The organism is Tateyamaria sp. LSS28 (assembly GCF_059611725.1).
On the sequence record NZ_JCAPFI010000001.1, the window covers coordinates 269487 to 292289 of the forward strand.

Genomic DNA, 22803 nt, shown 5'->3' on the forward strand with positions numbered 1-22803 from the left:
TCAGGCCTCCGCCTCCATGCACTGCCGCCCGTCCGGGCCGCGCACCCACAGCTTTCGACCCCTCCGGCAAAACGTCCCCACCTCGTGATGCATCAGGGGCGAGGTCGCCCGAAACCGAAACTGCTCAAGTGGCCCCAGCCCTGCCTCAGCCAACAGCATCAAGTGCTGCGCGAGTAACGGACCATGCACAACCAACCCGTCATACCCCTCAACATCGCGGGCATAGGGCTGATCATAGTGAATGCGATGACCATTGAAGGTCAGCGCCGAGTAGCGAAACAACAGCGTCGCATCAAAGCTGTGCGCCTGCGCAACATCCTCATCCGTCGCAGCAACAGGCGGCACCGGACGCCGCGCGCTCGGATCAGGGTCGTGACGATACACAAGGTCCTGCCACTCGGTCACGCACAGTGCGCCACCCTGCCAAATCTCGTGCCGCAAGGTGACAAAGGCCAGCGGCCCGGTCCGCCCCTCCTTGCACGTCGCACTCTCGCACAACGTCACCTTCTCCGCCCTCATGCCAAGCAACAGCGGCGCATGGAACTGCAACCGCCCCCCGGCCCACATGCGGCGGGGCAATCCCATGTCAGGGATGATCCCACCCACTTGCGGATGCCCATCCCGGCCCAGACGATCCGGCGGCTCGGGGGACCAGAAATAGAGCTGGTGAAAGAACGGCGGCATCGGCGCACCGGCCACAAGGTCCGGCACACGCCCCAAAGCCACCTGCATGGCGCGGGCGCGGGCGGGGTCCATCACATCGCTTTGACGAAGGATATCACTCTTGGCACTCTGCATGGGTGCACCCTGCGCGACGGAACCGGAAAATGGAACAACCCACTCTCTACAGCCTCGATCATCTTGTCATCACCGCGGCAGACATGAATGCCACAATCGCGTTCTACACCAAGGTGCTCGGCATGACGCATCGCGTGCTCGAAACCCCCGGCGAACGCCCACGCCACGCGCTGTTCTTTGGCGCGCACAAGATCAACCTGCACCAGTTGGGGGCAGAGTTCGAACCCAAAGCGCACAAGGCCGATGTGGGCACAGCCGACCTATGCTTCCTGACCGAAACATCGCTCAGCGATTGGCAGGCGCATTTGGAAGCGACAGGCACAGCGATCGAGCTGGGGCCTGTCCCGCGCACCGGGGCACAATGGCCGATGCAATCGCTCTATATCCGCGACCCCGATGGTAACCTGATCGAAATCGCCGTGCGGGCGGACTAGCGCCCGATCTCGGCACGCAGGGATTGCATCAGCTGGGTCAACTCGCGGACATAGATCTCGCCCGTCAACTGGCCGTCATCGTCAAACTGGCTGGATGACGCGGCCAGATGAATCTCCGGCCCCTGCAAGATACACGGACGGAACGGCACCATGTAGCCACGCAACACCATCTGCGCGCGCTCACCCCCGGCTCGTCCGGCAGCTGCAGACATCACGGCGACGGGTTTATCTGTCCACGGACGCCCCTCGACCCGGCTGACCCAATCCAGCGCGTTCTTCAATACACCGGGGGGCGCCTTGTTGTATTCAGGCGTCGAAATCACAACCGCATCAGCCTCTGCGATCTGACGGGCGATCAGCTGGGCCGCCTCGGGCACCCCTTCGGACGCTTCCACATCACCGTCATACAAAGGCATATGCAGATCGGCCTCGACATAGGTGCAATCGCCAAACAATCGGGCGGCTTCGCGCACCAGCTTGGTGTTGGTGGATGCCTTGCGCATCGACCCCGAAATGCCGAGGAGTGTTGGCGTCGTCATGATCTGTCCCTTGTATCGTTATCGCGGGTAACATGGCGCGATCACCCCATAACGCAAGAGGCCCCGGAACATGTCCGGGGCCTCTGATACTGAATTGTCGCTGGTGATTACTGCGAATTGGGCAGGATCACGATCTCGACCCGACGGTTCTGCTGCTTGCCTTCTGGCGTCAGGTTCGTCGCGATGGGCTGGCTTTCGCCGCGGCCAAAGGTCTGAACGCGGTTGAACGGCACGCCCTGGTTCAGCAGCACATCGGCGACCGCATTGGCGCGGCGCTCGGAAAGCTGCTGGTTGAACGCGGCATCACCGTCGCTGTCGGTGTGGCCGACGACCTGCACGGTCGACGCCGGGTAGCGCTCAAGGCTGCGCGCCAGCGCCGCCATGTCCGAATTCAGACCCGGACGCACGGTAAAGCTGTTGACGGCAAACAGGATCGCTTCGGGGAAGGATACGATCAGACGGTCGCCCGTGTTGGTGATGGTCACACCGCTGGCCAGCTCGCGCCGCAGCTCGGCCTCTTGCTGGTCAAGGTCATAGCCGATGGCACCACCCACAAGGCCGCCCACGACGGCCCCGGCAATCGCGGTGTTGCGGTTGCCTGTCACGGCCCCGATCACGGCCCCTGACGCGGCCCCGATGGCAGCGCCCGTGTTGCGTTTCTGGTTGATCGGCTCGCCGCTTGGTCCAACGGTGCCCAAGGCGCCGGGATCAGTACACGCGCTCAGCGCAACAACGGCGCCCATGGCGATGACGGTGGGGAATTTAAGCATATCTATGGTCCTACTGCCTTCCAAAACGGGGCCATGTTCGGGCATGACCCTTTATGGGAATGCAAGATAGGTGCGTACGGCCCCCATAAATAGGGGGAAAATATGATAAGCAGCATCCTGCCCATCATTGTGATCAACGGGTTACCGGAAACTCAGGCCTCAACGCGGGCAGATTCATAGGCCAGCAAGGCCCGCTTGACGGGCAGACCCCAATGATAGCCCCCAAGCCCACCGGATTTGCGCAGCGCCCTGTGGCATGGGATCAGCCAGCTGACCGGGTTGCGGCCCACCGCCGTTCCCACGGCACGCACGGCCCGTGGATTGCCAATGCTCTCCGCGATCTCGGAATAGGTGGTGACATGCCCCGACGGGATCTGCAGCAACGCCTCCCACACCTTGATCTGGAACGGGGCACCGATCAGGTACAGCGGCGCCTCCTTCAACTCCGCATCCTCGGCCCCGAACGCGGCCAGAACCCAAGGGCGCAACCGCATCGGATCCTCGACAAAGGTTGCCTTGGGCCAGCGGCGGACAAGATCCTCCATGGCCCAGTCCTCGCCCGTCTCGGCAGCGAAGCCCAGACCGCAAATCCCCTTGTCGGTGCCCATAACAAGGGCAAGGCCAAACGGGCTGTCGAACCACCCCCAATAGATGATCAGCCCCGCGCCACCCTTGGCATAATCTCCGGGGCTCATGGCCTCCCATCGCAGGAACAGATCATGCAGACGACCCGACCCGCTCAGGCCCGTGGCATGTGCGGTATCAAGGGTGGTAAAACGCTCATTCAGCAACGCCTTTGCATGGCCCAGCGCCAGGTATTGCTGGAACCGTTTCGGCGACACCCCAACCCAACGCGAGAAAATGCGCTGGAAATGCGCGGGGCTCATGCCCATCTCGGCGGCCAGGGCATCCAGGCTCAACGGCCCGTCAGCGCTGTCGATCAGATCGATGGCGCGCCGCATGACATTGAAGTGGTAGCCGGTTTCGGCGTCGTTGTGCTGTATCTGTTCCATGATGGAAATGTAGGGGATGGGCGCACGGCATGCGACCCGTTTCCTGTGCAAATCGGGCGCGCGCGGACATCGCAGATTTGGTGAACTAGCGCCGCTGACTTGGACCTGTACCGGTCCGCTCCCAAATATGCCTCAAGCACTGCTATTACTCGAACCACAAGGGGGACATCATGTCTGACATAGCCGTTCATACAGGCGGGTGCCTCTGCGGCGCAATCCGGTTCGAGGCGACTGGCCCAGCCCTCAAACCACACACCTGTTCCTGCAAGATGTGTCAACGCCATAGCGGAGCGCTGACAACAGCTTGGGTGGAGTTTGCCGCGGACAAAGTGTCGTGGACCGGCCCGGGCGGGGCACCGGCAACCTACCGCTCGTCAGACTATTCCAGCCGTGCCTTTTGCCCGACCTGCGGCAGCACACTGGGTGCGATCGACGACGACCCGGTGATCGCTTTGCTGGTCGGTGCATTCGACGACACTGGACGCAACGATCTGGTGCCAACCGCGCATTCCTACCGGGGCGGTCGACCACCTTGGTGGCGCATATCCATCTCGAGTCAGTAGCGAACTATAACCACCTACTGCGCAATCCCGGCGATGATCTACCGAAGCGCGAATTTCATTCGGCCCTGCCGCACTTTTTTGCTACCGTGAAAAAAGACACTGTTTGCATCGTCAGTAAAAAGGACCTCCAGACATGCCCGCATCATATCAGGCCCCAATGGTTGGCGACAAAGCCAAGGACAAACATGCAAGCCAGTCGGTGTCATCCAACATGACAACAGAAACCGCCCGGGTCGAACATCTGCTCCAAAGCAAGGGCAGCGACGCGATCGCGATTGCTGAAACCGACACGATTGCCACCGCCGTCGGCATTCTCCGTGACAAGCGCATCGGGGCGTTGATCGTGTTGGACGCCAATCACGCACTCGCCGGCATCCTGTCGGAACGCGACATCGTGCGCAAACTGGCCGAAACCCCCGGCCAAACACTACCACAGACCGTGGCCGAGAATATGACGCGCGACGTTGTCACGTGCGAGCCCGAGGACACGTTGATCAAGGTGCTGCGGCGCATGTCCGAAGGGCATTTTCGGCACATGCCGGTGGTCAAGGGCGGCAAACTCATGGGCATGATCACCATTGGCGACGTGATCAACTTCCGCCTGAACGAACTGGAACATGAAGCGCTGCAACTCAAGCAACTGATCGTCGGCTGACCGGTCGCCCAACGAGTGGCAACAAACACAAAGAGCAATGAACCGATGGCCGCACCGGCACGACGGTGCGGACACCGCAACCATGGCTTGCCCACTCCTCAAATCTCCACCATAACCCCGCGCCATGGCAAAACAGCTCGACTACCATACGATCCGGCAGATCTTCACCCGCTTCCAAGAGGCGGACCCAGAACCCAAGGGTGAGCTGGAGCACGTCAACGTCTACACCCTCGTCGTGGCCGTGGCGCTGTCGGCGCAGGCCACGGATGCGGGCGTGAACAAGGCGACCCGGAAACTCTTCCAGATCGCCGACACGCCACAAAAGATGCTCGATCTGGGCATCGAAGGACTGACCGAGCATATAAAAACCATCGGCCTCTTCCGCCAAAAGGCCAAGAACGTGATGAAGCTGTCGCAGATCCTTGTCGACGACTACGGCGGCGAAGTGCCCAACAGCCGCGCCGCCCTGCAATCACTGCCCGGCGTCGGGCGCAAGACGGCCAATGTCGTTCTGAACATGTGGTGGAGCCACCCGGCCCAGGCCGTGGACACCCACATCTTCCGCCTCGGCAACCGCACCGGCATCGCGCCGGGCAAAACCGTCGACGCGGTCGAGCGCGCCATCGAAGACAACATTCCAGCTGATTTCCAGCTCCACGCCCACCACTGGATGATCCTGCACGGGCGCTACCACTGCAAAGCGCGCAAGCCGCAATGCCCCACCTGCATCATCAAAGATCTCTGCCCGTTTGAGGACAAAACCGAATGACCAAATACACGCTCGCTGGCATCGGCAACGCCGTTGTCGATGTGATTTCCCACGCCGATGACAGCTTTCTCGACCTCATGGGGATCGAAAAAGGGATCATGCAGCTGATCGAACAGGACCGGGGCGAGGTGCTCTACGCCTCCATGACCGAACGGCTGCAAACACCGGGCGGGGCCGTGGCCAACACGATCGCCGGAGTCGGCGCACTGGGTCTGCCCACAGCGTTCATCGGGCGGGTCCATGACGACGCGCTCGGGCGCTTCTATGCAGAGTCGATGGCCGAAAGCGGCACCGATTTTGTCAACGCCCCGATCCCCGACGGTGAATTGCCCACATCCCGCTGCATGATCTTCGTCACACCCGACGGCGAACGCTCACTCAACACCTATCTCGGCATCTCGACGGAACTTGGCCCTGATGACGTTCCCGAAGAAGTCGCCAGCCAGGCAGAGATCATGTTCCTCGAAGGATACCTCTTCGACAAGGACAAGGGAAAAGAGGCCTTTCGCCAAGCCTCCCGCCTCACCCGTAGCGCAGGTGGCAAGGCAGGCATCGCCATTTCTGACCCGTTCTGCGTGGACCGCCACCGCCCCGACTTCCTCGACATGATCGGGAACGAGCTGGATTTCGTCATCGGCAACGAACACGAGATCAAATCCCTGTTCGAGATCAACGACCTCGAAACGGCGCTGAACAAGACAGCCGACATGATCGACCTGCTGGTCTGCACCAAGTCCGGCGATGGGGTCACCATCATCGGCAACGGCGAACGCCACGACATCCCGGTCGAGACGATCACCCCGGTGGACGCCACGGGCGCAGGCGACCAGTTCGCCGCCGGGTTCATCTATGGCCTCGCCACAGGGGCAGGGCTGCACACGGCTGGACGCATGGGCAACCTTTGCGCTGCCGAAGTGATCAGCCATATCGGCCCCCGCCCGCAGATCGACATGAAACAGCAATTTGCATCCGCAGGCCTGCTCTGATGCTGGAAAACGGCCACTACAATGTGCCACCGGGCAAGGTGGCAATGGTGGTCACCGATCTCGAAATGACCACGCCGCAATTTCGCGGCGTGCCCTGCCCCGACGGGCTGACCTTCACCACATTGTCACGGGACACGACCGCCTATCTCGAGCTGTTCCGCCGGGTTGGCGCGCCGTGGCTGTGGTTCGGGCGCACGCTCATGAACAAGCAAGAGCTGTCGGACATTCTCAATGACGAGAAAACTGGTCTCTTCACACTTGAAAAAGACGGGCAGGCCGAAGCGCTGCTGGAATTGGACTTCAGCGTGGAAGGCCAGTGCGAGCTCGGCTATTTCGGCCTGACACCCGCGCTGATCGGGTCCGGAGCAGGCGCGTTCCTGATGGATCAAGCGATCAGAGAGGCCTTTGACCGGGGCATCAAGCGCTTCCACCTGCACACCTGCACAATGGACAGCCCGCAAGCCCTTGGGTTCTACCAACGCTCAGGCTTCACGCCGATAGGACGCAGGATCGAAATCGCGGACGATCCGCGCGTGGCCCACGGCTATGACCGCGATCTGGCCCCGCACATCCCGGTTATCGACCCCTAAGGCAGCTTACGCGCCTCACAAGACCGACCGCCAAGACAGTCCTTGACCTGCTCGACCTGTTCCTGTGTCGGACGTCCAAACAGGAACCCGCCACAGGCATTGGTGTGCAGCACATAGCTGTGGTCCGTCTGGCGCAGGAAACCCAGCATCTCACCCGGCTGCGGTTGCGGGCACCACGGGCCAAAGCACTGCACCTCAAGCACCACATCCGTCTCAAAGGGCTGACTCACCCCCCGCACGGTCAGGGCATCGCCCTTGAAGGTCGCCGGGATCAGGGTCACCGGCGGCACCTCGCTCTGGCCTGACAGGTCCATTTCCGGCAACAGCTCCTCGTCGAAGTCGAGCGTGCCCAAGACCGGCACATACCCCTCTTCCGCCTCGGCCGCCTCCTGATAGGCGTTGGTCACACCATGCGGCATGCAGGACAGGGCAAGGGCGGGCAGCGGGGCACAGGCCAGAACAGCACTCAGAACACGCAACATCGGCAAACCTTTCAGCGAAACCATGTCACCGATCTGGGGACGCCGCTGCCTGTTATGCAATAGCACTCACAAATGCGGCGCGAATTCCGCCAGAACCCGCATATAAACATCGCGCTTGAAGGGCACGATCGCCTCCGGCAACTCTGCCGGGGTCATCCACTTCCAGTTGGAAAACTCTGGATGCGCGGTCTCCAGATCAATCTGGTCATCCGACCCGTTGAAGCGCAGCAGGAACCACTTCTGCTTTTGCCCCCGATACTTGCCCTTCCAAAGCTGCGGGATCAGGTCATGGGGCAATTCATAAGGCAACCAATCGGCGGTCTCGGCCACCACATCGACCAAAGCCGCAGAGATCGAGGTTTCCTCCTCCAACTCCCGCAGGGCCGCCGTCCGCGCATCCTCGCCCTTGTCAACACCGCCCTGCGGCATCTGCCAGGCCTCCCTGTACCGGTCCCGGCGCTGACCGACCCACACCAGACCATCGGCATTCATCACCATGACCCCCACATTCTTGCGATAGGGCAGCTTCTCGATCTCTTCGGGGGTCATCTTGGGTGTCTCCGGCAGTTCCGCATTCGGAAAATACTATTCTCCCGATGATGTGAAGAGGGTGTTTCGTTTCCAAGACTGAAGCGTGGTCGGCTGCGCGGACGAAAGCGCCATTTATCGAACGCGCTGGCAGGACCGGAAGCAAGCCAAAAGCGCATGTCCAGCACAAGCCCGTCCCGACGGGCTGCTGTTTTGGTTGCCCTGCCGAACAGAATTTCTATGAGATGTATTTGGCCGCCATAGAGTGTTGCTGAAGATCAGGCGCAACACCAGCCCACGGGCCTGTATTGGACAGGCCGCATGTCGGTTATACGAACGAATTGGACGCTACAGCTCAGCAGAGTCGGACAGCGGCTTGCGAGCTCTGGATAGCCAATATGCTAGCGCAAGAATGGACCCGACTATTGCGCCGCCGATACTAAGCGCCTCAAACGATCCAAGAAACGAAACGAAGCCGCACCCGTTATCGCTCTGACCGTCGAGCGGCAAATTACAGTCGTTTCCGCTCCGAAATAGCCAAAAAAACAAAGCTATTAACCATAGGCTTCCAGACATCGCCAATGGCCGAAAACCATGTGCCAGTGCCAAAAATCGGAACACAACAAATGCTAGAATTACCACGACCAACGGTACAAAAAGCAAAACTGCAAAGGCGCCAGCCAACTTGAACTCCTTTTTCGCAAAGTGGATCCACCGAGTAGTCTGCTATCAGATGCTGTGTCAAGTTGGGCTCAAAAGCGGACGGCCGCCGTGTCCGAGAGACGAACAGTCATTCATATTTGGGGTCAGCGTTTAAAACGAAGATCGAAGCCATCTCGTGCTAGGTTCTGACAAGCCTACCGATCGTCGTAACACTGAGCGCCACCCTTTTGCTCTAGGTCAGCCCATCAAACACTTTTTCCATCTCCGCCCGGTCCAGTGTTTCCCCGTCCCGCGCAACCGTTTCGTGCCGGACAACAGCAAACCCCTTGGCCGCAAATGCGGGCTGGGCCATCAGCGACGCATGCACCCACAAACGACGTAGCCCCGCCACGCGGGCGTCCGCTTCGGTTCTGTCATATAACATCGAAAACACGCCGCGCCCCTGCCACCCAGGCAGGACAAACGCCAGATTGACATACGCGCGGTCGCGGCTGATGAAGCCCACGGGTGCGCCCAACGCTTCGGCCACACGAACATCTTGCGCCGCAAGTTTCGCGGCCCAGCCCTCGCCCTCAGGCGGCATGGCACACCACGCAATCCTCTGGGCCTTGGTGTAGTCGCTGTATCCATCGTGAATCGCCCGAAACATGACCCGCCCCAGCGCATCCGCCTCGCCCGTGATCATCCCGCGCAGGTGCATATCCGTTGCCTCGTCCATCATTTCACCGTCCGTTCCGTTATGTTGATGGTAAGAAACCAGGCCTCTGCGCGTCCCATATTTGCACCCACCCCCAACACCCTGTGACAAGAGCAAAAAACCGCACAAACCTGTCCCCGCGGGGACACCCGTCACCGCATGACGCCGCGTTGCGCGTGACATCACACGATCTATGTCTGAAACCAAGAGAACACACGCTTGGGAGGACACCATGACAGCCTATCCACACATGCTCGCACCGCTAGACCTCGGGTTCACGACCCTGAAGAACCGCGTGCTCATGGGCTCCATGCATACCGGGCTGGAAGAGACCAAGGACTGGAACCGCGTCGCCGAGTTCTACGCCGAACGCGCGCGGGGCGAAGTCGGCCTGATGGTGACAGGCGGCATTGGCCCGAACCTCGAAGGCTCCGTGCTTCCCGGTGCCGCGATGCTGTCCAACGACGAAGAGATCGCCAACCACAAGATCGTCACGGACCGCGTGCATGAAAACGGTGGCAAGATCGCGATGCAGATCCTGCACGCAGGCCGCTACGCCTATGGGCCGATGTGCGTCGCCCCCTCGCCCGTGAAATCCCCCATCTCCCCCTTCCCGCCCGCCGAGCTGGACGAAGAAGGTATCGAAAAGCAGATCAGCGACATCGTCGCCACCGCGACCCGCGCCAAGGAAGCAGGCTATGACGGGGTCGAGATCATGGGCTCCGAAGGGTATTTCCTCAACCAGTTCCTCGTCACCCACACCAACAAACGCGAGGACCGCTGGGGCGGCTCTTATGAGAACCGCATGCGCCTGCCCATCGAAGTGGTGCGCCGGACGCGCGAGGCCGTGGGCACAGACTTCATCATCATCTACCGCTTGTCGATGATCGACCTTGTGCCCAACGGCTCGACCTTTGAAGAGGTCGTGCAACTCGCCCAAGAGATCGAGAAAGCAGGGGCGACGATCATCAACACCGGCATCGGCTGGCACGAAGCGCGCATTCCCACCATCGCCACCTCCGTGCCTCGCGCAGCCTTTGCGTGGGTGACCAAGAAACTGATGGGCAAGGTCTCGATCCCCCTCATCACATCCAACCGCATCAACACGCCCGAAGTGGCCGAGGAAGTGCTTAGCACCGGCTGCGCCGACATGGTGTCGATGGCCCGCCCCATGCTTGCCGATCCGCATTTCGTCAGAAAAGCGATTGAAGACAAGGCGGCTCACATCGCACCCTGCATCGCCTGCAATCAGGCGTGCCTGGACCACACCTTCTCAGGCAAGATCAGCTCGTGCCTCGTCAACCCGCGCGCATGCTATGAAACCGAACTGGTCGTGGCCCCCGCGGACACCAAGAAAACCGTCGCCATCGTGGGCGCGGGACCGGCAGGGCTTTCCACCGCTTTGACTGCCGCCGAGCGCGGGCACGAAGTGACCATTTTCGACCGCGCCGACGAAATTGGCGGCCAGCTTAATATGGCCAAGCAGGTGCCGGGCAAGGAAGAGTTCTGGGGTTTCGTCGACTGGTATCGCAACATGGTGGCAGAGGCCGGGATCACCGTTCACCTGAACACCGAGGCGACCGTCGACACGCTGAAGGGTTATGACGAGGTTATCATCGCCACCGGTGTTCTGCCCCGTGATCCTGAAATCCCCGGTCAGGATGGTGACAACGTGCACTCCTATATCGACCTGCTGCGCCACAAGGTGGACACGGGCAAGAAGGTTGCTGTCATCGGCGCCGGGGGCATTGGGTTCGATGTCTCGGAATACCTCGTCCACGAAGGCGAAAGCCCGACCGAGAACCTGCCCGAATGGATGAAGGAATGGGGTGTCGCAGACACCGAAGAACATCGCAGCGGATTGTCCCCGCAGGGACCACAACCCGAAGCACCTGCACGCGCGGTTACCCTGCTGCAACGCAAGGCCGAGAAGCACGGCAAACGGCTGGGCAAGACAACCGGCTGGATCCACCGCGCGGCACTCAAGATGAAGGATGTCGAGTTTGTCGGCGGCGTGAACTACGAAAGCATCGACGACAAGGGCCTGCACGTGTCCTTTGGCGATGCGCGCGAGAATCCCACGTTGATCGAGGCTGACGACATCATCCTGTGCGCGGGCCAGGTCCCTGAACGGTCACTGGCCGATGCGCTGGAGGCCGAGGGCATCACCTGCCACGTGATCGGCGGTGCCGATGTAGCGGCCGAACTGGACGCCAAGCGCGCGATTGATCAAGGCACAAGGCTGGCCGCCACGCTCTAAGGCGGACGTGTCGTCCGCCCGCCGGAACGGTGTTATTCGACCGTGATCGTGATCACTTCGCTTGTGACAGGCGTTGCATGTGGCACGTGGTTCAGATCGCCCATCACCAACTGCATCGTGTGCTGGCCCGCCGGCAGGTCAAGAGTCACCTGCGTTTGCCCACCACCGAAGTGAATGTGATTGTCATCAGCGGGCAGACCATAGGCTAATTCGTCCGCTCCCTCCGGTCCCTCGCCCAATGGTGGACGGTTGAGCAGCAGGTGATGATGGCCCGTATTTTCCTTTTCCGTCCCGGCGGGGGCGACGCCCATGCCGTCCAGGCCAAAGACAACGGTGACCGGTGACGACAGCGTGTCACCATCGGATATGTTGACGAAATAGACTTTGGCATTTGCGGGTGCGGGCGTGTCCTGAGCATAGACAGGCCCAGCAGCAAGCAGTGTTGCAAAAGTCACGACTTTGACAAATGAGTTCATTTCTATTCTCCTCCGAGGCATGGTGGGTAGACAACAAATGTAGCACGTCGGGACAATTTCCATTCAAACCTCGTCTGAAAATTCTGCCAGCATCGTTCGGAGCGGTATCCCAGCCGTCTATCCGCGGCTGTGGCGTTATGCTGTTTCACTGACCGGTCGGCGGGACTGGGCGGATGATCTGGTGCAGACCACGTGCCTGCGCGCGCTCGACAAGGCTGATCAGTTCGAACCGGGCACACATCTGGATCGCTGGATGTTCCGAATGGCCCAACGCGTGTGGTTGAACGAGCTGCGCTCGCGCAAGGTTCGGACGGGGGGCGGATTGGTCCCGGTAGAAGAAATCGATCTTCCTGACAAAAAAAATGAACCAGAAACGAATATTCTGGCACGTGACGTGTTGAATAGGGTGAACAGACTGCCCGAGGCGCAGCGTCAGGCGGTGGTTCTGGTTTATGTTGAAGGGTACGCCTACAAGGAAGCGGCTGAAATAATGGAGATTCCCATCGGCACAGTGATGAGCCGGTTGGCCGCCGCCCGCAAGCGGCTGAACTCCGAGATGGCCGAGGACAAGGCGAAGGTGCAATGACGGACGTGCGAGCCTTTTCGGATGAGGAATTGACCGCTTTCCTGGACGGGGAAGCGGACGATGCCCTGCACGCCGAAATCGAAGCGGCGCTGGAGCAGGACGCGGCCCTCGGCGATCAGCTTGCCGCACTTGATGTGCCGCTTGCTCCGATTACCGAAGCTTATGAGGCGCTGTTACAGGACGCACCGCCAATGCCTGCCCTGCCCGAACCTGTAGTCGCCCCTGCGGCTACACCTGCCCCGCGGGGACGTTGGGCATGGGGCGTGGGCACTTTCGCGACAGGGCTGGCCGCCGGATTGGCCGTGGCGATGTTCACCGGGTTCGGCACGCCGGAACCGGCCCCTAAGGGGTGGGTGAGTTTTGTTGCCTCTTATCAAGCGCTTTATACGCCGGACACGCTGGCCCTTGCCGATCCATCTTCGTCCGATGCGGCCCTGCAATTGGCGAGTGTATCCGACGCGCTGGGACTGGACCTGAGCGGATTGCCGCAAGCCGAGGGCCTGACCTTCAAACGCGCGCAGGTGCTGGGCTTCAATGACAAGCCACTGATCCAGATTGCCTTTGCCCGTGCCGATGGCACGCCTGTTGCCTTGTGCATCATTCCCGCCGGTCCCGATGCGAAACCGGTGAACATGGGGCAGGCCGAGGGCATGGAACTGGCCCGGTGGAACACGCCCGGCTACGGCTTTCTTCTGATCGGTGGGTCGGACAATGCCCCGCTGCAGCAAGAGGCGGAAACCTTCCAAAACTGGAGCGCGGATATCGCTACCTGAAGATTAACAGATCGTTTCCATGCCATAAACGATCCCCGCAATCTCCCCGATATTATCCAACCCTCGCCAAGATCGTGCCTTTATTCGCCACCATACCTGAGCCTCAACAACGCATGGATTGAGAGGCAGCAGGCATGGATCGCCTTACCGAGATGGAAGCATTCGCCACGGTCGTGGACCAGGGTGGCTTTACCGACGCGGCAAAGAAGATGGGGATTTCGAAATCCGCCGTCTCCAAGCACGTGTCGTCGCTGGAGGCTCGGCTTGGCGCCCGACTGTTGAACCGCACCACACGGCGCGTCAGCCCGACCGAGATTGGCCTGGCCTATTATGACCGCGCCCGCCGCGTTCTGAATGATGCCGGTGAGGCGGATTCCCTTGTCACGTCCATGCAATCCGCCCCCTCTGGTCTGCTGCGTATCTCGGTTGCGACGGATTTCGGGGTCAATCACCTGTCCCCACGCCTGTCCGAATTCCTGGCGGATTTCCCGGACATCACGGTGAACATGGTGCTGAACAACCGCTATGTTGAACTGATTTCCGAAGGGTTCGACATGGCCATCCGCATTGGTGAGCTGGAAGACAGCACCCTGCGGGCCCGCAAGTTGACCGAAACGACGAAGCGCATGATCGCCTCGCCCAAGTATTTCGAGCAATATGGCCGTCCGGAAAAGATCGACGATCTGAACGAGCACAAGCTGCTGCACTATTCCAACCAATCGTCGGGCAACGTGTGGAAGCTGACCGCCCCGTCGGGTGAAAAGCGTCAGGTGCGCACGGCCGGGTGGCTGAGCGTGAATGACGGGCAGTCGTTGCTGAATGCGGCCATCTCGGGCCTTGGCATCGCGTATCTGCCCAGCTTCCTCTATGCCGACGCGCTGGAGCAGGGTCTGGTTGCGGATGCGATCCCTGATTTGCCGATGGAAACGCAAGGCATCTATGCGGTTTACCCGCCCGGTCGCTTCACGCAGCCCAAGGTCCGTGCATTCATCGATTTCCTGGTCCACGCCTTTGCCGAAAAAGGCCCGACAGACTGGTAAGAATTAACCAACCTCCCTCGGTTATGTAACTGCCCCGGTGCGCAAGCGCCGGGGTTTTTTGTCGGTTGAGTTCCGGTTTGCACCCGTTTTACAGGATGCAGCGCTGTGGACAGCGGCAGCTACGCGCAGGAAGCGGACTTTGCAAAGTCCAACGTCGGCCCTGAGCCCACCTTGGAGCTCACACCGGTCGCTGCAATGCCGCTTCCTTAAAGCAGACATCTAGTTAAGGTGATGAATTTGATGGATATGGAAGAGTTTCGACTTGGCTGAAACTGCTCTAAGCGAGTTACTTGCGTTAAAGAGGTTAGCAGCTTGCGGACGTGTGAAGCGATCCGGCTGGACGCGGCAAGCTGAGGGCGCGCATAGAGTTGAGTTATTCGGGAGCCAATAGCGTCTATAACACCGAAAGGGACGGAACATCCGCCCCTTCCCGCTTACATCATGCCCAGCCAAGCTGTGTGAGCGCGTGACCATCGTTCCAAATCTTGGTCATATGCGTGATTTTACCACCCGCAAATTCCAGAGCGTACACGTAATCTGACGCCACTTTAGCACCGGTCGCGTCGACGGGGCCACCGGGCCCGGACTGCGTGCCGTGGAAAACCGCAAATGCAAGAACGATACCCCGGTCTTCGTCGGATGCGAACCCTTTCAGTTCGTAGTGACCATCTGGGATGGGTGTCAGCAGCCCCTTCATCCATTCTGCGTATGCCGCCAGCGTGAGTGTATCCTCCAGCGCGCTGGACTGGCACGAAAAACTGGCATCTGCGCTGCAATACTCGGCGCATCCATCCCAGCCTTTGCCGGTTTCACAGGCTTCGAAAAACTGTCGTGCGGTCACTGTCATACTCATTCTGCCATCTCCTTGCATGCGGCACCGGGGACAATCCCCAAAGCGCCATGCGTTACAGTTAGGCAAGCTTGCGGTGTAGAGATATCGTTCAAATGAACCAGTTGATGCAGGAGGCATGTAGGGTATGGTTCTCTACATTTAGCCGAGGAAATTATGTCGGACGCCGCACAAATTGTTGAAACACTGTCCAAACGAGAAGCGGAGGTAGCGGCTGCCTACGCGGACGGTGCCAGCTACAAGATCATTGCACGCGAACTTGGCATTTCTCCCACGACAGTTCGGTCTCACTTGCGCACAGTCTATGGCAAGCTGAATGTCACGTCGAAAATCGCATTGGCGCAAGCGCTGGCCGATCCACACGCATCATCGACCGAGGACCAGAATACAACAGGCCTGTTGGCTGATCTGGCACTTGAGCTGGACGAAGCCATACGGCGAGAGCGCGCGATGACCCGCGTTTTGCGGATCATCAATGACAGCAGCGGAAACCTTGATGAGGTGATTGACGAGGTGCTGGAGCAGGCCCTTGAAATCTGCGAGGCGGAATTCGGCATTCTAATGGAGCATCACGGGAATTTCACGTTCACGGAAATGCGTTCCAGCAACATCAGTGCGCCTTTTTCGGATTGGCTGTCGACACAAGGAGCGTTCAACCCCGGGGCCGACACCGCCGTAGGCCGAGCGGCCAGATCTTTGAAGCCAATCAGCGTTGTTGATGTAAATGCAGATGAGGTTTCTTACGAAGATAACCCGCTTCGTTTTGCGACCGTGAAGTTTGGTCACGCGCGATCCTTGGCTGCGATCCCGATGACGGCGGGTGGGCGTTTGATCGGCGTCTTTAGTGTTTACCGGACCCGCGTGCATCCGTTCAACGACCGTGCTCTGGAATTGGCGCAAGCCTTTGCAGATCAAGCTGCCATCGCGATTGAAAACTCTCTTCACATTAAGGAAATGGAGACGCGCCTGGACCGGTCAGCCGCCTCCCGCGAAATTCTGGACGCCATCAGCACATCCAGCGATGACGAAGGGCCAGTTTTCGATGCCATCCTGCGCAATGCCGCCAAACTCTGCAATTCCCCGATGGCCCGACTGGAATTGGCCGACAGCGCGCGGCAAAATCACTATTGTGCTGCCGCTTGGGGTGACAAGATGCGGTCGTTCAAGATTGGCGAGGTATTGCCGCTTGACCAACCGAACGACCTGCCGACCGCCATTCGCGAAGGTGTGGTGCGCCACGTTCACGACCTTTCGAAATCGGATCTCTATCTAAGCGGCAACCCGACCCGCGTCAGAATGGTAGAGGAAGAAGGTTACCACACCTATCTATGCGTCCCCTTGATCGCGGCAGGCAGAGGCATCGGCGCGATTGTCCTAAGCCGCCGCGAAGTGGCGCCTTTCTCGGACGAGAGTATCGCGTTGGTCGAAAACCTTGCCAAACAGGCGGTGATCGCAATCGAGAACGTCCGCCGGTTTCGCGCGTTGCGCGATCGTCTGGATCGAGCTGCGGCCACGCGTGAGATTTTGGAAGCGATTAGCAACGCCAGTGACGACGAGGGACCGGTTTTTGACGCTATTCTCGGCAACGCGCGCAAACTCTGCGATGCCCCTTTCGCAGCGCTGATACTGGGGCGTGCGGCGGACGAAATCCAAACCATGATCGCCCATCATGGGGCCCTACAAAGTACAGAGGATTTCTACAGCCAAGGCAAGGTACCGATGGACCCGGACCAATCCTTTGCGGCACGTGCAATCATCGAAAAGCGCCCTGTGCATCTGCACAACATGATGGACACAGAGCAGTACCGTGCTGGTGTGCCAAACGTTGTCGAATTGTGCGATGTCCAAGGCATTCGCACGAACCTTTTTGTCCCGCTTATTCGGGATGGCGAGGGGATCGGCTGTTTCATCATCTTTCGCCACGAAGTCAGGCCCTACAGCGACGAGCAGATCGCGTTGGTCGAAACTTTCGCCACGCAGGCCGTCATCGCGCTGGAAAACGTCCGCCGGTTCCGCGAAGTAGAGACACGGCTAAAACGCGAAAAAGCCTCCAGCGATATCCTGACTATGATTAGTCAAAGTCGCGACGACGAGGCCCCGGTGTTTGACCTGATCCTTAGAACGGCTGCGGACTTGTGCAGTGCGCATGCTGCCGCGCTTGCGATGGGCCAGGTCGGCGACAAACATCAGACGATGGAGGCGTCCTACGGGCTGGATGCCGCCACCGTCAAAGTCTATGACGATGGTCTTGTCTCAATGGACCCCGACCAATCCGTTGGTGCGCGTGCCATCGTGTCACAAGAAACGGTTCATATCCACGACATGGCCGAAACGGATGCTTACAAGAGTGGCGTAACCGTATTTGTTTCGGTGGTCGAAGAAACCGGTATCCGGTCCAACCTGCTTGTTCCGCTGATCACGAGTGAAGGCGCCATCGGGGTTTTGATTCTGTTTCGCAAGGTGGTGAAACCCTACACCCCAGACGAAATCGCGCTGGTCGAGACCTTTGCCGCCCAAGCCGTCATCGCAATCGAAAATGCGCGTCAGTTCAGGGCGTTGCAGGCGCGCACGTCCGAAGTACAGGAATTAAACGCATCGCTCGAGGCGAAGGTCGACGAACAGGTCGTTGAAATTGAGCGGATCGGACGGTTGAAACGTTTCTTGCCGTCTGCTGTCGCGGATACAGTCGTTTCCTCGGGTTCAGAGCAGATGTTGCAAAGCCACCGCGCGCTACTGGGTGTTCTGTTTTGCGACATCCGCGGTTTTACCGCCTTCTGTGAAACGGCGGAGCCCGAAGAGACGATCGAGGTGCTCCAGACCTATCACGAAGAGATGGGTAAGCTTATCAACCAGCACGGCGCGGGCGTTGATCTTCGGATGGGTGATGGCATCATGGTGTTGTTCAATGACCCCATCCCTTGTGATGATCCTGCAGGGGACGCGGTTCGGCTTGCAATTGCGATGCGCGCGCGGATGGTTGAGCTATGTACGGTGTGGAAGCGGCTAGGCCACCGTCTCGGGTTTGGAGTCGGCGTCTCCCTTGGCTATGCAACTGTGGGCCTCGTGGGATTTGAGGGCCGTTTTGACTACACCGCATCTGGAACTGCGATCAATCTTGCATCGCGGCTGTGCGATGAAGCGGATGATGGGGAAATCCTGCTTAGTACGCGAGCAGGAATTGCGGTTGAGGATACCTTCAAGGTTGAGACGAGAGGAGAACTCAGTCTCAAGGGAATTCGTGAACCCATAGAAGTGTTCAGGCTCGCGAGCGATGTTTGATTGATTTGTTCGCCTGATGCCGGATGCAATTGAAGTGCATCGACGTAGTGTCGGCCCATTGCCGACATCTGAGACGGTAAAATCTCGACCCGTGGGCTTCTCCGAACCGGACATTATGCATCGCGCAGCATTTCTTCTGAAAGGTATCCGGATCGCGGCCCATTTTGAGCGTTTGCGTCGCTATTCACCTGGAGCCGTTTTGACAAAGCATACATCGCGAACGGCGTCTCGTGGCCAACAAGTCGGCAAGCCTGGGGCCCGTCCCATGCCAGCTTTCCCAATTACGTAACCCCGGGGGATATCCGCTGGTCGGGTGTACGATGCCCTGTGTCGATTGACAGCTTCCGCAGTTCCGGCTTCGCTGGTGTCATGATGAAACCCCTTGCAATTGCTCTGTCGTTGGCCGTCTTTGGAGCACCTTTCGCCGCCTCGGCTCAGGAAACAACTCGGCAACCCATGCCTTCGGCTTACTTCGCGCTTCGCAATCAGGGCGGCGCCTTTGATTTTTCAGAAGCGGATTGGCGCATCGCCGTTTCGGAGGCCAGCGAACGGATTTACTGGAAGATCGGGAAGGATCCAACCACAATGGAACGCGTGGCCGAGGTCGCGGCTTCTGTTGAAGGCGACCCACCGTTCGCTTGGCTCTTTACTGTCAACCTGCGCCCCGACCAAGCCGGACAGTTTGACACCCTGCTCGACACACTTGTTGCCTCTGAGAAGCCCCCTTTTGATGGCGCCGAGACGATCCTGCGAGCACCCCTCTGCCAATTGATCCGCAGCGCCAAAGATGCGGATGTCGCAGTGCCCGTTTACTACGTCGCGACCGTTGAAGGCGCCCCTGAACGCAGCGCCTGCTATACGAAGGTGGTTGAGCACGTCCTAGATGCGCCCGCGGAGTTCCAGGCACCGCCCCTTAAGCAAATATCCATCGACGGTGCAGCCCTCGCAACACAAGCGACGATGCCAGGTATGATTGTCGTTTCCAACAACTTGATCGTTCCCGATGCATGGACGGGCGAGCGACAAGTCGTACCTCGCGACAGCACAACCTTTGCCCAGGGCGAGATGATCATGCTCCATGCGATGCTGGACTATGTAGGGCGCTACCTGCCCGGCACACCGCTTGCGAGCTACGAGGTCAGGTTGGATATTGAGTTGCGGGACGCCGAGGGCAACGTGATTGGCGCACAGAACGATGCCATGCGGTTTACCGGGCAGCCAATCCATAGCGTCCCCATCCGTGACGACTACTGGCGCACCGGAGTTGTAACGGGCTTTCCGCTGCAAGAGCCCGGGCAGTACGAGATCAGATATCGCCTGACCGATCTCAACCGGCCTGAAACGGCTGGGCAGACCGAGATCATCAAAACCGTTTTGATCGAATGATCGCTCGTTGATCTCGCGTCTCGTCAAAGCGTCTCATTGGTGCGGCGAAGCAGTGTCAAATGTGGGCTCTTTCCAGACCTCGGATTCGGCGCAGACTTGCCTCTCAATCTACCCGTCTGACAAGCGCTCACCACCCATACCAGACATTTGGTTCAGCTCGCACTCGCAACCACCGGTTCCCAAAGCCACACGTTCATGCCTTGTGCGAGATTGTGGGGCAACTAACGACTGCAGGCGTGGCATAAAACGCCATTTAACTGCACACCCATCAATGACGGTTTCTGGGATAGCACTGAGGAAGCTAAAAATCGCTATCCAAGCTAGATGAATAGGTGGATTTGGGCAACTGGACGGCGCAGCTGCGCCGCGTTGTCCAGGCAAATCTCGGGGCTGCAAGGGGTGACCAATATCACCGCCAAACCATGCTTGCGCGCTCGTCAGACACAGTTTCCGCAATTCATTTTGTTAGCAAGAAATGCATGACTTCGGCAGTGTCCTGGATCATGGCAGCCTCGTCCATGCCGGGATTTTCCACCACCATTTCCACCACTGAATTGCCGATTTCGATCAGCAGACGTACCCTTCTACGAAGTTCAGGTTCCGCGAAGCCGAGGTCCAGATTCATGAGCGAGGACGTCAGTCCGTCCGTAAGCTCTTCGTGAGACTTCAGTCGAACCTCAACGAGCTGCGGTGTCGCATACATCGTTTTCAACACGGCAACGCCGCCAGGGAAGTCGCGTGTGATTTGAACTTGTCCAGACAGGGTCCTGACGGTTCGGTCTACATTGAGGCCATCGTGTTTCATATCAACTGAACTCTCTGCCACCGCCGTGTTCTGCAAGTGCATCAGTTGCTTGGCCAGCTCAGACACAATGGCGTATTTGTTCGGAAAATATCGATAAAGAGCGGGAGGGGTCAGCTCTGCCGCTTTGCAGATCTTGTTGGTTGTCAGCTCTTCAAAGCCAATTTCCTCTAGCAGCTTAGCCGCTGTTTCCAAGATCAGTCCAACAGTCTTGTTCGCCCGCGTCTGCAAAGGCGTGGTCCGTCTCTCGAGCCGTTTCGACGTCATAGCAATCTCCTGTCAGCTGCGGGTCCGGAGGCACCAACCCAGACAGGTGGATGTATAGTATTTACTATATATTTTTGGGGTGCTACCAAAGCTCGTAAATTCGTTATGCCCTAAGCCTGAACATTCTGCTCCAAACTTGATCAGATGCCAAGCAGGGACATTTGCAATCATGAGACCAAATGAGCCACCGCTGTTGCGGTTCTCATCCAACGTGATCGCCTTTTGGGACCATTGACTATAAACAAAAGGTAGCGGTTCAGCGAGACATCTCACGCAAAAATTGGACAGAACGTGGTGGCGATCCCGATTTCTCGGCGGTCTTTTCCTGATCGCGATTCTGGCTGCAGGGTGCGCGACGCATGATCGGGCGTCTGTTGCGCCGTCCGGGGATGACTATGAAAGCTTCGCGCCCCTGGGTGTGCCGTCAGATGTTCGAACTTTTGGCGACATTTCAGAGATCGATGAAGAGTCCATTGTCACTGAGTTCAAATCCGTTTTTGCAAGGCCGGGAAAACAGGGCAGCGTAAACATCCTCGCGCTTTCCGGTGGCGGGCCTGACGGTGCGTATGGCGCAGGGGTTCTGAACGGATGGACCGAGACAGGACAAAGGCCTCAGTTCGATGTTGTGACAGGAATTTCCACCGGCGCGATTATAGCGCCCTTCGCGTTCCTGGGGCCGGAGTATGACGCAGCCATTCGTCGGTTCTATACGACAACAGACACGACACGCGTTGCCAGGTTCAGAGTCGTTGGTGCGCTAGTCGGAGGGGGCGCGCTTGCTGACAACAAGCCATTGGCTGATGCCATCGCCGAAGAACTGACGGATGCCATTATCCGGAAAATCGGTCAGGAGCATCAGAAGGGCCGCCGCCTTATCGTTGGCACCACCAATATCGACGCTGAACGTCCGGTCCTCTGGGATATCGGGGCACTTGCCAGCGCAGACACACCAGAGAGCTTTGCATTGGTCCGAAAGGTCATTCTTGCCTCCGCAGCAATACCCGTGCTCTTCACGCCGGTTCGAATTCCTGTAACCGACGGGCTCACAACCAAAGAAGAACTTCACGTCGACGGGGCATTGACCCAACAGATTTTCGTATACCCGGCCAACTTGCCGATGAAACGCACCCTTGCAGAGGTCGGTTTGGCAAACGCAGAGAACACAATCTGGCTCATCCACAACAAACGCTTGGAGCCCCGCTTTGAAGCTCAAAGTACACGTTTGGCAAGCATGGCAGGTCGGACATTGTCCACTCTGATCCGGTCGCAAAGCTATGGTGACATCGCGTTCATCATTGCGCTGGCCAAGCGCGACGGGCTGCGTGTGAACGGACTGGCCGTCCCAAAGCGATTTAGCGAAAAACCGACCCAAGCCTTTGATCCGGCCTATATGAAGAAGCTTTATGAGCTGGGTGTTGAAGACGGTCGCCAAGCCAAATCGTGGCGTCCTGATCTGCAAGAGGAACTTTTTGCCATCGGCAATTAAAGTGGCATGAGGTCATCGCCAAAATCCTGAGAGCGTTGCGCGGGTTATTGGAGGCTCAGGCTCTTTTGGGTTTGTTGGCGTTTTTCGTCCGAGAGAACTTTTCCAAAGCGG

At 58.9% G+C, this 22803-nt stretch carries 23 protein-coding genes; 13 read left to right on the plus strand and 10 right to left on the minus strand.

Annotated elements, in window-relative coordinates:
* Complete coding sequence (locus AC53L6_RS01480; RefSeq protein ID WP_496906545.1) at positions 1 to 798, minus strand: HTD2 family dehydratase; 798 nt, start codon at positions 796 to 798, stop codon at positions 1 to 3.
* A 29-nt stretch (positions 799 to 827) separates the two neighbouring features.
* Between AC53L6_RS01480 and AC53L6_RS01485 the strand changes: the two genes are divergently transcribed.
* Positions 828 to 1232 (plus strand): VOC family protein, encoded by a 405-nt coding sequence (locus AC53L6_RS01485; protein ID WP_299773074.1) that lies wholly within the window; start codon positions 828 to 830, stop codon positions 1230 to 1232.
* Here AC53L6_RS01485 and AC53L6_RS01490 read toward each other — a convergent pair.
* The 3 genes from AC53L6_RS01490 to AC53L6_RS01500 all read right to left on the minus strand — a co-directional run bounded on the left by AC53L6_RS01490 (position 1229) and on the right by AC53L6_RS01500 (position 3554).
* Positions 1229 to 1771 carry an NADPH-dependent FMN reductase gene (locus tag AC53L6_RS01490; RefSeq protein ID WP_299208788.1) on the minus strand — a complete coding sequence of 181 codons (543 nt, stop codon included), beginning with the start codon at positions 1769 to 1771 and terminating at the stop codon, positions 1229 to 1231. The genes AC53L6_RS01485 and AC53L6_RS01490 overlap by 4 nt on opposite strands.
* Positions 1772 to 1878: 107 nt before the next feature.
* On the minus strand, positions 1879 to 2547 hold the full coding sequence (locus AC53L6_RS01495; RefSeq protein WP_496906981.1) for a YiaD family glycine zipper/OmpA-like lipoprotein: 669 nt from the start codon (positions 2545 to 2547) through the stop codon (positions 1879 to 1881).
* A gap of 146 nt (positions 2548 to 2693) precedes the next feature.
* Complete coding sequence (locus tag AC53L6_RS01500) at positions 2694 to 3554, minus strand: methylated-DNA--[protein]-cysteine S-methyltransferase (protein WP_496906546.1); 861 nt, start codon at positions 3552 to 3554, stop codon at positions 2694 to 2696.
* Between the two features lie 170 nt (positions 3555 to 3724).
* On the opposite strand from AC53L6_RS01500, the gene AC53L6_RS01505 reads away from it, so the two are divergent.
* The 5 genes from AC53L6_RS01505 to AC53L6_RS01525 all read left to right on the plus strand — a co-directional run bounded on the left by AC53L6_RS01505 (position 3725) and on the right by AC53L6_RS01525 (position 7117).
* Positions 3725 to 4117 (plus strand): GFA family protein, encoded by a 393-nt coding sequence (locus AC53L6_RS01505; RefSeq protein WP_496906547.1) that lies wholly within the window; start codon positions 3725 to 3727, stop codon positions 4115 to 4117.
* 133 nt (positions 4118 to 4250) lie between these two features.
* On the plus strand, positions 4251 to 4772 hold the full coding sequence (locus AC53L6_RS01510; protein ID WP_496906548.1) for a CBS domain-containing protein: 522 nt from the start codon (positions 4251 to 4253) through the stop codon (positions 4770 to 4772).
* A gap of 124 nt (positions 4773 to 4896) precedes the next feature.
* Positions 4897 to 5541, plus strand: a complete 645-nt coding sequence (gene nth / locus AC53L6_RS01515; protein WP_496906549.1) for an endonuclease III — start codon at positions 4897 to 4899, stop codon at positions 5539 to 5541.
* The gene (locus AC53L6_RS01520) at positions 5538 to 6527 is read left to right on the plus strand and encodes an adenosine kinase (protein ID WP_496906550.1); all 990 of its coding nucleotides are present in this window, start codon (positions 5538 to 5540) and stop codon (positions 6525 to 6527) included. Before nth ends, AC53L6_RS01520 begins: the two co-directional genes overlap by 4 nt.
* Positions 6527 to 7117 carry a GNAT family N-acetyltransferase gene (locus AC53L6_RS01525; protein WP_496906551.1) on the plus strand — a complete coding sequence of 197 codons (591 nt, stop codon included), beginning with the start codon at positions 6527 to 6529 and terminating at the stop codon, positions 7115 to 7117. The genes AC53L6_RS01520 and AC53L6_RS01525 overlap by 1 nt, the downstream gene beginning before the upstream one ends.
* Here the strand turns inward: AC53L6_RS01525 and AC53L6_RS01530 are convergent.
* The 3 genes from AC53L6_RS01530 to AC53L6_RS01540 all read right to left on the minus strand — a co-directional run bounded on the left by AC53L6_RS01530 (position 7114) and on the right by AC53L6_RS01540 (position 9511).
* The gene (locus tag AC53L6_RS01530; protein ID WP_496906552.1) at positions 7114 to 7623 is read right to left on the minus strand and encodes a hypothetical protein; all 510 of its coding nucleotides are present in this window, start codon (positions 7621 to 7623) and stop codon (positions 7114 to 7116) included. The genes AC53L6_RS01525 and AC53L6_RS01530 overlap by 4 nt on opposite strands.
* Before the next feature lie 42 nt (positions 7624 to 7665).
* Entirely contained in the window at positions 7666 to 8148 is a 483-nt protein-coding gene (locus AC53L6_RS01535; RefSeq protein WP_299208814.1) for an RNA pyrophosphohydrolase, read from the minus strand.
* Between the two features lie 874 nt (positions 8149 to 9022).
* Positions 9023 to 9511, minus strand: a complete 489-nt coding sequence (locus AC53L6_RS01540; protein WP_496906553.1) for a GNAT family N-acetyltransferase — start codon at positions 9509 to 9511, stop codon at positions 9023 to 9025.
* A 208-nt stretch (positions 9512 to 9719) separates the two neighbouring features.
* On the opposite strand from AC53L6_RS01540, the gene AC53L6_RS01545 reads away from it, so the two are divergent.
* Positions 9720 to 11747, plus strand: coding sequence for an FAD-dependent oxidoreductase (locus AC53L6_RS01545; RefSeq protein ID WP_496906554.1), 2028 nt, complete (start codon positions 9720 to 9722; stop codon positions 11745 to 11747).
* 32 nt (positions 11748 to 11779) lie between these two features.
* Here AC53L6_RS01545 and AC53L6_RS01550 read toward each other — a convergent pair whose 3' ends face one another.
* Complete coding sequence (locus AC53L6_RS01550; RefSeq protein ID WP_496906555.1) at positions 11780 to 12223, minus strand: DUF4399 domain-containing protein; 444 nt, start codon at positions 12221 to 12223, stop codon at positions 11780 to 11782.
* Positions 12224 to 12329: 106 nt separating this feature from the next.
* On the opposite strand from AC53L6_RS01550, the gene AC53L6_RS01555 reads away from it, so the two are divergent.
* The 3 genes from AC53L6_RS01555 (at position 12330) to AC53L6_RS01565 (ending at position 14622) form a co-directional block, all read left to right on the plus strand.
* Entirely contained in the window at positions 12330 to 12809 is a 480-nt protein-coding gene (locus tag AC53L6_RS01555) for an RNA polymerase sigma factor (RefSeq protein ID WP_496906982.1), read from the plus strand.
* On the plus strand, positions 12806 to 13582 hold the full coding sequence (locus AC53L6_RS01560) for an anti-sigma factor family protein (protein ID WP_496906556.1): 777 nt from the start codon (positions 12806 to 12808) through the stop codon (positions 13580 to 13582). The genes AC53L6_RS01555 and AC53L6_RS01560 overlap by 4 nt, the downstream gene beginning before the upstream one ends.
* Before the next feature lie 134 nt (positions 13583 to 13716).
* Positions 13717 to 14622 carry a LysR family transcriptional regulator gene (locus AC53L6_RS01565; protein ID WP_299207672.1) on the plus strand — a complete coding sequence of 302 codons (906 nt, stop codon included), beginning with the start codon at positions 13717 to 13719 and terminating at the stop codon, positions 14620 to 14622.
* A gap of 439 nt (positions 14623 to 15061) precedes the next feature.
* Here AC53L6_RS01565 and AC53L6_RS01570 read toward each other — a convergent pair whose 3' ends face one another.
* On the minus strand, positions 15062 to 15475 hold the full coding sequence (locus tag AC53L6_RS01570) for an ester cyclase (protein ID WP_496906557.1): 414 nt from the start codon (positions 15473 to 15475) through the stop codon (positions 15062 to 15064).
* Between the two features lie 153 nt (positions 15476 to 15628).
* Between AC53L6_RS01570 and AC53L6_RS01575 the strand changes: the two genes are divergently transcribed.
* Entirely contained in the window at positions 15629 to 18751 is a 3123-nt protein-coding gene (locus AC53L6_RS01575) for a GAF domain-containing protein (protein ID WP_299744617.1), read from the plus strand.
* 369 nt (positions 18752 to 19120) lie between these two features.
* Positions 19121 to 20137: a hypothetical protein gene (locus AC53L6_RS01580; protein ID WP_496906558.1), complete on the plus strand. Its 1017-nt coding sequence runs from the start codon at positions 19121 to 19123 to the stop codon at positions 20135 to 20137.
* Between the two features lie 457 nt (positions 20138 to 20594).
* Here the strand turns inward: AC53L6_RS01580 and AC53L6_RS01585 are convergent, their stop codons facing one another.
* Positions 20595 to 21206 carry a TetR/AcrR family transcriptional regulator gene (locus AC53L6_RS01585; RefSeq protein ID WP_299599958.1) on the minus strand — a complete coding sequence of 204 codons (612 nt, stop codon included), beginning with the start codon at positions 21204 to 21206 and terminating at the stop codon, positions 20595 to 20597.
* A gap of 280 nt (positions 21207 to 21486) precedes the next feature.
* Between AC53L6_RS01585 and AC53L6_RS01590 the strand changes: the two genes are divergently transcribed.
* Entirely contained in the window at positions 21487 to 22692 is a 1206-nt protein-coding gene (locus tag AC53L6_RS01590; RefSeq protein WP_496906559.1) for a patatin-like phospholipase family protein, read from the plus strand.
* Positions 22693 to 22803 lie beyond the last annotated feature (111 nt).

Bases quoted from the DNA above. Each gene is read 5' to 3' on its own strand.
- AC53L6_RS01550 (WP_496906555.1), bottom strand. From the start codon at position 12,223: ATGAACTCATTTGTCAAAGTCGTGACTTTTGCAACACTGCTTGCTGCT.
- AC53L6_RS01565 (WP_299207672.1), top strand. From the start codon at position 13,717: ATGGATCGCCTTACCGAGATGGAAGCATTCGCCACGGTCGTGGACCAG.
- AC53L6_RS01570 (WP_496906557.1), bottom strand. From the start codon at position 15,475: ATGAGTATGACAGTGACCGCACGACAGTTTTTCGAAGCCTGTGAAACC.
- AC53L6_RS01490 (WP_299208788.1), bottom strand. From the start codon at position 1,771: ATGACGACGCCAACACTCCTCGGCATTTCGGGGTCGATGCGCAAGGCA.
- AC53L6_RS01505 (WP_496906547.1), top strand. From the start codon at position 3,725: ATGTCTGACATAGCCGTTCATACAGGCGGGTGCCTCTGCGGCGCAATC.
- AC53L6_RS01575 (WP_299744617.1), top strand. From the start codon at position 15,629: ATGTCGGACGCCGCACAAATTGTTGAAACACTGTCCAAACGAGAAGCG.
- AC53L6_RS01580 (WP_496906558.1), top strand. From the start codon at position 19,121: ATGATGAAACCCCTTGCAATTGCTCTGTCGTTGGCCGTCTTTGGAGCA.
- AC53L6_RS01560 (WP_496906556.1), top strand. From the start codon at position 12,806: ATGACGGACGTGCGAGCCTTTTCGGATGAGGAATTGACCGCTTTCCTG.
- nth (WP_496906549.1), top strand. From the start codon at position 4,897: ATGGCAAAACAGCTCGACTACCATACGATCCGGCAGATCTTCACCCGC.
- AC53L6_RS01535 (WP_299208814.1), bottom strand. From the start codon at position 8,148: ATGACCCCCGAAGAGATCGAGAAGCTGCCCTATCGCAAGAATGTGGGG.
- AC53L6_RS01585 (WP_299599958.1), bottom strand. From the start codon at position 21,206: ATGACGTCGAAACGGCTCGAGAGACGGACCACGCCTTTGCAGACGCGG.
- AC53L6_RS01500 (WP_496906546.1), bottom strand. From the start codon at position 3,554: ATGGAACAGATACAGCACAACGACGCCGAAACCGGCTACCACTTCAAT.
- AC53L6_RS01520 (WP_496906550.1), top strand. From the start codon at position 5,538: ATGACCAAATACACGCTCGCTGGCATCGGCAACGCCGTTGTCGATGTG.
- AC53L6_RS01525 (WP_496906551.1), top strand. From the start codon at position 6,527: ATGCTGGAAAACGGCCACTACAATGTGCCACCGGGCAAGGTGGCAATG.
- AC53L6_RS01510 (WP_496906548.1), top strand. From the start codon at position 4,251: ATGCCCGCATCATATCAGGCCCCAATGGTTGGCGACAAAGCCAAGGAC.
- AC53L6_RS01540 (WP_496906553.1), bottom strand. From the start codon at position 9,511: ATGATGGACGAGGCAACGGATATGCACCTGCGCGGGATGATCACGGGC.
- AC53L6_RS01545 (WP_496906554.1), top strand. From the start codon at position 9,720: ATGACAGCCTATCCACACATGCTCGCACCGCTAGACCTCGGGTTCACG.
- AC53L6_RS01480 (WP_496906545.1), bottom strand. From the start codon at position 798: ATGCAGAGTGCCAAGAGTGATATCCTTCGTCAAAGCGATGTGATGGAC.
- AC53L6_RS01485 (WP_299773074.1), top strand. From the start codon at position 828: ATGGAACAACCCACTCTCTACAGCCTCGATCATCTTGTCATCACCGCG.
- AC53L6_RS01530 (WP_496906552.1), bottom strand. From the start codon at position 7,623: ATGGTTTCGCTGAAAGGTTTGCCGATGTTGCGTGTTCTGAGTGCTGTT.